This window comes from Allobaculum sp. (genome assembly GCF_047010065.1).
GTDB classification, from domain to species: domain Bacteria; phylum Bacillota_I; class Bacilli_A; order Erysipelotrichales; family Erysipelotrichaceae; genus Allobaculum; species Allobaculum fili.
In genome coordinates, this window is the sequence record NZ_JBKXLD010000105.1 from 1 (window position 1) to 7428 (window position 7428).

The 7428-nt window shown below is 51.3% G+C and carries 7 protein-coding genes; 5 read left to right on the plus strand and 2 right to left on the minus strand.

Going from position 1 to position 7428, the window contains the following annotated elements:
• Nucleotides 1-120: 120 nt before the first annotated feature.
• On the minus strand, nucleotides 121-1041 hold the full coding sequence (locus ACLUYS_RS08570; protein ID WP_412659610.1) for an EamA family transporter: 921 nt from the start codon (nucleotides 1039-1041) through the stop codon (nucleotides 121-123).
• 252 nt (nucleotides 1042-1293) lie between these two features.
• Between ACLUYS_RS08570 and ACLUYS_RS08575 the strand changes: the two genes are divergently transcribed.
• Both ACLUYS_RS08575 and ACLUYS_RS08580 read left to right on the plus strand, forming a co-directional pair.
• The gene (locus tag ACLUYS_RS08575) at nucleotides 1294-1863 is read left to right on the plus strand and encodes a TetR/AcrR family transcriptional regulator (RefSeq protein WP_230266504.1); all 570 of its coding nucleotides are present in this window, start codon (nucleotides 1294-1296) and stop codon (nucleotides 1861-1863) included.
• A gap of 216 nt (nucleotides 1864-2079) precedes the next feature.
• The gene (locus tag ACLUYS_RS08580) at nucleotides 2080-2946 is read left to right on the plus strand and encodes a MerR family transcriptional regulator (protein ID WP_412659607.1); all 867 of its coding nucleotides are present in this window, start codon (nucleotides 2080-2082) and stop codon (nucleotides 2944-2946) included.
• 145 nt (nucleotides 2947-3091) lie between these two features.
• On the opposite strand, the gene ACLUYS_RS08585 is transcribed toward ACLUYS_RS08580, so the two are convergent.
• Nucleotides 3092-3904 carry a polyphenol oxidase family protein gene (locus ACLUYS_RS08585; protein WP_230266506.1) on the minus strand — a complete coding sequence of 271 codons (813 nt, stop codon included), beginning with the start codon at nucleotides 3902-3904 and terminating at the stop codon, nucleotides 3092-3094.
• A 171-nt stretch (nucleotides 3905-4075) separates the two neighbouring features.
• On the opposite strand from ACLUYS_RS08585, the gene hrcA reads away from it, so the two are divergent.
• From hrcA to dnaK, 3 genes are all read left to right on the plus strand, one after another.
• Nucleotides 4076-5113 carry a heat-inducible transcriptional repressor HrcA gene (gene hrcA / locus ACLUYS_RS08590; RefSeq protein ID WP_230266507.1) on the plus strand — a complete coding sequence of 346 codons (1038 nt, stop codon included), beginning with the start codon at nucleotides 4076-4078 and terminating at the stop codon, nucleotides 5111-5113.
• Nucleotides 5106-5696 (plus strand): nucleotide exchange factor GrpE, encoded by a 591-nt coding sequence (gene grpE, locus ACLUYS_RS08595; protein ID WP_412659608.1) that lies wholly within the window; start codon nucleotides 5106-5108, stop codon nucleotides 5694-5696. The genes hrcA and grpE overlap by 8 nt, the downstream gene beginning before the upstream one ends.
• 14 nt (nucleotides 5697-5710) lie before the next feature.
• On the plus strand, nucleotides 5711-7428 hold a 1718-nt coding region (gene dnaK, locus ACLUYS_RS08600), incomplete at its 3' end, for a molecular chaperone DnaK (RefSeq protein ID WP_412659609.1).

The following is a 7428-nucleotide window of genomic DNA, read 5'->3' on the forward strand; positions in this document are numbered from 1 at the left end:
TCTAATATTCAGTCTCGCGTATACCCGTCGATTGTTTGACACTTACGACGAAACGAAAAACTTTAAAGCGCTTTTCGTAAAAATGACTTCGGATGGAAATTAGAAAACAGGGAAGTCTGCCTAAAGAAGCATGACGAGCGTACCGACGGTCAGAAGAAGCAGACCGGCCAGCGCTTTTTTGGAAAGCCGCTCATGAAAGACAATCCACGAAAAGAGGACGGTAACGAGAATGGACAGCTTGTCGATTGGAATGACAACGCTGGCCTGTCCCTGCTGCAAAGCGGCGTAAAAGCACAGCCAGCTTGCGCCGGTGGCCACGCCGGAAAGGCAGATGAAAAACAGTTCCTTTCTGGAAATATGGCGCAGGGTGTTCTGCTTTTTCGTCACGAAGACCATGACCCATGCCATGATCAGAACGACAATCGTTCGAATGGCGGTACCAAGATTGGAATCTACGTTTTCAATGCCGACCTTGCCTAGAATCGATGTCAAAGAGGCGAAAACCGCCGAGGCGATCGCGTAAAGCAGCCAGCTTTTGGACGTACTGCTCTCTTTCTTGTTTGTGGTGTTTTTCTGCGGGGAAGCTCTGGCTTTTTTTCGACGCGCCAGATACTGGGCGAGCGGATCGGGATCGAGCATCATCCACGTTCCCGCCATAATCAGAACTGTACCGAGAATCTTATAGCCGGAAACCGTTTCGTGAAGGAGCAGAAACGAAAGAAGAATGGTCAGAACGACGCTCAGCTTATCGACTGCGGCAACCTGAGAAACGGGTCCGGTGGACAGCGCCTTAAAGTAGCAGAGCCAGCTGGCGCCGGTCGCCAGACCGGAAAGGACAAGAAACAGCAGGCTTTTCGGGCTGATCGAAGAAATCTGGCCGCCGACATGCGTGATCCAGACGATCAGCCAGGTAAACAGTAAAACAACAATGGTGCGTATGGCCGTAGCCGTAGTGGAGTCCGTCCGTCGAATGCCGAGCTTGGCCAGAATAGCCGTTACGCCCGCAAAGAAGGCGGAGCCAAACGCGTAAAGAACCCACATGATGATCACCTCGGCTCCATTTTAGGTCTGTTTCCTTTGCGGTGACGTCCGACAAACCGGAATCCGGCCAAACTCCTGGATTTTGACCGAGGAGCTCTGGCCGAATGAGAAGAAAGGATTATTCTGTTAATGAGGAGGTACGAAGCTGTCTAAAAAATAAAGCGTCTGGGACAAGCTTCCTGTACAATCATCTTCATAGCCAGAAGAAGGGAGAGTGCCGCAGAAACCTGTCGGCCTCAAGGGGAAAAGAGTATGAAGCAGACTCGAAAAGCAATTCAGGACGCGTATATCGCACTGTGTGAAAAGAAGCCTGCAGATAAGATCACGGTCAAGGAAATCGTGGAAATCTGCGGAATTAACCGGAACTCTTTTTATTACCATTTTGAAGATCTTCCCAGTCTGACCGTGTCTATCATGGAAGACCAGATCCGCCAGGCTATGTATGCGCCGGAGGTGGAAAGTCTTCAGGAAGGATTTCTGCGCTGCGCGCAGTGTTTTCAGGACAATATCGCCTTTTACCGGAATGTCTACTACTCCAAAAACCGTGAAGTGCTCGATTATCAGATCCGCTGTCTGATCGATGAAATGCTTGGACGGCTTCTGAACCACAGCCTGTTCGTGCATTACGATATCAGCGAGGAAGATCAGGAAATCATCACTTCCGTTTACCGTATGGAAATGCTGGGGCTGCTGTTTGGCTGGCTTCAGGAAGGCATGAAATACGATCTGCCCACCCGCTATCGCCGCGTATTTGAACTGCGCCGCGGGACCGCGGAAATGATGGCCCGGCGCGCCGACCGCTCCGGCCGCTGCGCGCACTGATCCACAAAAAAGAAATCGCGTCCTCCATAAGAAATCCAGGAGGCGGCAGCCAGTGACAGGCTGCCACCTCCTTTGTCATACTGGTGGGCAAAAAGCTGCAGATCTGCCCAGTCCGTTTTTCGGTGAAAGAAAAATTCAGAGCTTTTCGCCTGCTGCGCTTGCCTCTCCCGTCTGGGGAGGGATTACACTGAAGACGCTTACGCAAAGGAGCGATGCATGATCTCGATTGGAAAAATGCCACAGGCTTGTCCGATGAGCGTCAAAACGCTGCGCTGGTATGACCAGATTGGCCCGCTTCACCCGGAATATGTTGATGAGAAAACTGGGTTTCGCTGCTGTGCGCCCGAACAGATTGAGCAGATTCTGCTCATACGGCGCTATAAGCGCTTCGGCTTTTCGCTGCAGGAAATCGGCGAACTTCTGCAGGCGTCTCAAACACAGATTCAAAAGGCGCCTGCCCATAAGCTTGAAGAGATGCAGATCCAGATCGAAAGCCAGCGCCAGAGACAGGAAGAAATTCGACAGATTCTTTCGGACAGGCCGGAAAGGATTTTTATGAACCGTACAACTGAACTGGTAAAAACCGAAAAGACACCGGTCTATGCACTCCATGCCGTTACGTCGATTGCTGAATACGGCGGACTGATGAGCCGCCTTTTTGAAGAAGCGGACAAAAAACAGCTCCGTCTGTGCGACGCGCCGGGAACCCGGTATCTCGATCAGGACTTTAATCCGGAAAAAACGGAACTGGAAGTCTTCTTCCCCGTCTGCCCTGCCGGGCAGGCAAACGGGGAGACCGGCGGTGATTTGTGCGTTCGCGTTCTCCATACGGGAAACTACAGTACGCTCAGCGAATCGTATGGAGCGGCGCTGAAATGGATCGAAGAAAACGGCTATGCGATCGTCAATGCTCCCTATGAACTGTATTTGAGCGATCCTCGCACGGATCCAGATCCTGCAGACTGGAAAACCGAAATTTTTTCCGGTCACTCCAAAGTCGTAAGCGGACGCTCAACGGGATTTTGCCGGGCAACTCAGCCGGCTATGACAAAGTCGGAAAAGCAATCTTCCAGAAATCTATAGAATTACACGTCATAGAATGAAAAAAGAAGAGGTCTTTGCGAAATGCATCCAGAACGATCGGACCCATGTCCGATCGCATATCCGGCTTTCGTAAAGCTTCTTTTTGCGTTTAACAAATTTCTGTTTTCCAAAAGCAGCAAAGGATTTACTTCGCAGTTGACGGTTTTTCCTTTGAGGAGTCGATGTAAATCCAGGAAAAATGTTCGCCGCAGTTTCGACCGTCGCGCCGATAGGAAAAACATTCTGGGGACGTTTTCGTATCGGTCGAACTGAGGTGAATGTTCTCTGCGGGAATTCCGTATTTCTGAAGCATGTGGATCTGCAGCGCCTGATGATCGATCAGAAAACGGCCGTTTTCCTGCGGAAAGATGACATCGCTTAAATCGAGATCGTATTCTTTCGCCATTTTTTCAAACGCTTCGACGACATCTTCCTGCACTTCAAAGGAATCTTTCATCAGCGAAGGCGAAAAGCGAACCTGAAGCGTAGCGGGATGGAGCAGTCCATCCTTTTTTAACGCCTCGAGAAGGTGAATCAGAATCGCCTGAGCCGTTCCGCGCCAGCCGGAATGGACAGCTGCGACGAAGGGCACGGCGGGATCGTAAAGAAGAATGCCAAGGCAGTCGGCCGTAAAGACGCCGATGAGCACGTCTGGATCGGTCGTATACAGACCGTCGGTTTCCAGAATGGAACTTTCTGCTTCCAGCGCACCGCGGCCGCGATCCTGCGCAGAAACGCGAACAACTCGGCCTGTATGTTTCTGCCAGGCGAGCACCCAGTGATCAAGAGGAAGGGTATCCTGAGCGAGCAGCGCTCTCGCATTTAAAACGTCTTCGGGATTGTCGCAAATATGGAGGGCGAGACTGCCGCGCTCCGGGACTTCGGGCGTTTGGAGTGTATAACCGCCATGGATGGCGGAACATGAAAATGGTTCAAGATTCAGATGATTTCTGTTCATGAATTCAGTATATAGCGTCGGTAATCCGACAGGCATCTGAATAGGCAAAGGGTAACGGTACTGTCAGAATATTCATAGATAGCACTTGAGGCTTGCATCTGCCAAAACCTGTGCTATCATTATTAGCAGTTGAACAGATTGAGTGCCAAATATGAGATTGGAGTGGGAATCATGGATCTGACACAACGACAGAAAGCCATTCTCAAAGCGCTGGTCGAACAGTTCACGTACACCGCTGAACCGGTCGGTTCCAAGACTCTGATGTCTCTTCTCGATTTCTCGGTCTCCTCAGCTACGATTCGAAATGAACTCGCGCTGCTTGAAAAAGAGGGTCTTCTTGAGAAAACACATCTTTCAAGCGGCAGAATTCCGGCACCGAAAGGTTATCGCTATTATGTAGAAAACCTGATGGAAATTTCGCTCGATCCGCAGATGGAAGAAGCTTTACGAAAAGTCTTTTCGAAGCGGCAGGGGTCCCTCGAAGATGTAACGCGCATCAGCGCATCGATCCTCGCGGACATGACCCATCTGACGTCGATGGTCATCGAACCGGCTGCCCATGAGCAGACGCTCATCCAGCTGTCTCTGATCCCAATCAGCGAAAAACAGGCCGTAGCCGTGGTCATCACGAACACCGGCCATACTGAACATCGGATTTTTCATTTCGATGGCGACGTATCGCTTGAAGATCTCAAGCGGTGTACCGCGCTTCTCAATGAGAGGCTGACCGGTACGCCAATCAGTGAACTGACAAAACGCTTTGAATCGATTCGACCGGAGTTTTCCGCCATGGTCGGAAGAAGCGAAGTCCTCTTCGAGGCATTTGCTTCCGCCGTCATGGGATTTACCCATTCAAACTCCACCGTCTGCGGAAGAGCGAACATGCTCGCCCAGCCGGAATTCCAGAATATGCCAAAGCTCGAAGAGCTGATGCGGATTCTGGAAAATGAGCATCTGTTTCATGAATGGGCCGGCGATCCGGACAATGTGCAGACGGTCATCTCGCCAAGAAACAAGCTGATTCAGATTGGCGACTGTTCCATCGTCACGTCCGCCTTTGACGCAGGCAAGGACGAGCAGGGACAGCTGATGGTCATCGGCCCGAACCGAATGCCGTATTCAAAAGTAATCGCTCTGATGGACTGTCTGTCCGAATTCATTGAAAAACGATTCGGACCCGGACAAAAAGGAGGAGGACAGGATGAGTAAAAATCAGTCAAAGAAACCGCAGAACAAGCCGGTACAGCCTGAAGTCCAGGAAGAAAAAGACCTGGAACCGACTGAATCCGCCCAGCCCGATGTGGAAGCCGAAGCGGTTTCGGACGATCCGATCGATAGCCTGAACAAGGAAATCGATTCGCTTCAGCAGGAACTTGCCGACAGTAAAAACGCTCTGCTTCGTGCATACGCGGATACCGACAATACCCGCAAGCGTCTGCTTCGGGAAACCGAACAGGCAAAGAAATACCGATTCCAGTCGGCAGCTCTCGAGCTGCTCCCGATTCTCGATAACCTGAACCGGGCTCTGGACGTAGAACCTTCAAACCCCGAAATGGAAAACTTCCTCAAGGGATTTGACATGATCCGGACGCAGTTTATCAACGCCCTGACCAATGAAGGTGTTACGGAAATTAACGCCGAGAGCCAGCCCTTTGACCCGAACCTGATGCAGGCTCTGCAGACAGAGAAAAAAGAAGGCGTCGAACCGGGCCAGGTTATTGAAGTACTTCAGAAAGGCTACAAACTCAAGGACCGCCTGCTGCGGCCCGCGCTCGTTAAAGTGAGCGAATAAGGAGGAACATATATATGAGCAAGATTATTGGTATTGACCTTGGTACAACCAACAGCTGCGTAGCAGTCATGGAAGGCGGCGAGCCAAAAGTAATTCCAAACCCGGAAGGAAACCGCACAACTCCGTCTGTCGTTGCCTTTAAGGACGACGAACGTATCATCGGTGATTCCGCAAAACGTCAGGCGATCACCAACCCGAACGTTATCGCTTCGATTAAACGTAAAATGGGTACTTCCGAAAAAGTAAATATCGACGGCAAGGAATACACCCCTCAGGAAGTTTCCGCCATGATCCTGCAGTACCTGAAAACGTATGCAGAAGAATACCTTGGCGAACCGGTAAAACAGGCTGTCATTACCGTTCCGGCTTACTTTAACGACGCACAGCGTCAGGCAACCAAAGATGCCGGCACCATCGCCGGTCTGGAAGTTGAACGTATTATCAACGAACCGACCGCAGCAGCTCTTGCCTACGGTATCGACAAAGATAAAAAAGAACGCAACATCCTCGTATACGACCTCGGCGGCGGTACATTCGATGTCTCCATCCTGAACATCTTCGAAGGTGCATTCCAGGTTCTGGCTACCAACGGGGATACCCACCTGGGCGGCGATGACTTCGATAACGTAATCGCTGACTGGATGGTTGAACAGTTCAAGAAAGACAACGGCATTGACCTGCGTCAGGACAAACTGGCTATGCAGCGTATTAAAGATGCCGCAGAAAAAGCGAAGAAAGACCTGTCCTCCACAATGCAGGCAGCCATTTCTCTGCCGTTCCTGTCCGCTGGTCCTGCCGGCCCAATCCACTTTGACGCTACGCTGACCCGCGCAAAATTCAACGAAATGACTAAAGACCTCGTTGAACGCACAATCACCCCGATTAACAACGCGCTGAAAGACGCTGACCTGACTACATCCGAAATCGATGAAGTTCTGCTGATTGGCGGATCCACACGTATCCCGGCTGTTCAGGAAGCCGTTAAGAAAGCTACTGGCAAAGAACCGAACAAGTCCGTTAACCCGGATGAAGCCGTTGCCATCGGTGCCGCTATTCAGGGTTCCGTTATCGCCGGCGATCTGAAAGACGTTGTACTGCTCGACGTTACTCCGCTGACGCTGGGTATTGAAACGGCCGGCGGCGTTATGACTCCGCTGATCACCCGCAACACTACCATTCCTACACACAAATCCCAGATCTTCTCGACCGCTGCGGACAACCAGCCTGCTGTTGACATCAAAGTCCTCCAGGGTGAACGTCCAATGGCTGCCGACAACAAGGAACTCGGCAACTTCCAACTGAGCGGAATCGCTCCGGCTCGCCGCGGCGTACCTCAGATCGAAGTTTCCTTCGATATCGACTCCAACGGTATCGTTAACGTAACCGCAAAGGATAAAGCGTCCGGCAAGGAACAGAAGATCGTCATCCAGAACTCCAATGGTCTGAGTGAAGAAGAAATCGACCGCATGGTTAAGGATGCGGAAGCCAACAAGGCAGCCGACGAAAAGCGTAAAGCGGAAGTCGAAACCCGTAACAAAGCCGACGGCTTCATTGCCCAGATCGACGCCATGCTCGAAGACGACAAGGATAAGATCCCGGAAAAAGAAGCCGGCGAACTGAAGAACCTGCGCGACGACCTGCAGAAAGCCCTCGACGAAAACGACATGACCAAAGTCGAAACTCTGCTCAGTCAGCTCGAAAAGGCAGCTCAGGCAGCCAGCCAGGCGATGTA

Coding starts and splice junctions, on each gene's coding strand:
- hrcA (WP_230266507.1), top strand. CDS start 4,076: ATGGATCTGACACAACGACAGAAAGCCATTCTCAAAGCGCTGGTCGAA.
- ACLUYS_RS08585 (WP_230266506.1), bottom strand. CDS start 3,904: ATGAACAGAAATCATCTGAATCTTGAACCATTTTCATGTTCCGCCATC.
- grpE (WP_412659608.1), top strand. CDS start 5,106: ATGAGTAAAAATCAGTCAAAGAAACCGCAGAACAAGCCGGTACAGCCT.
- ACLUYS_RS08570 (WP_412659610.1), bottom strand. CDS start 1,041: ATGTGGGTTCTTTACGCGTTTGGCTCCGCCTTCTTTGCGGGCGTAACG.
- ACLUYS_RS08580 (WP_412659607.1), top strand. CDS start 2,080: ATGATCTCGATTGGAAAAATGCCACAGGCTTGTCCGATGAGCGTCAAA.
- ACLUYS_RS08575 (WP_230266504.1), top strand. CDS start 1,294: ATGAAGCAGACTCGAAAAGCAATTCAGGACGCGTATATCGCACTGTGT.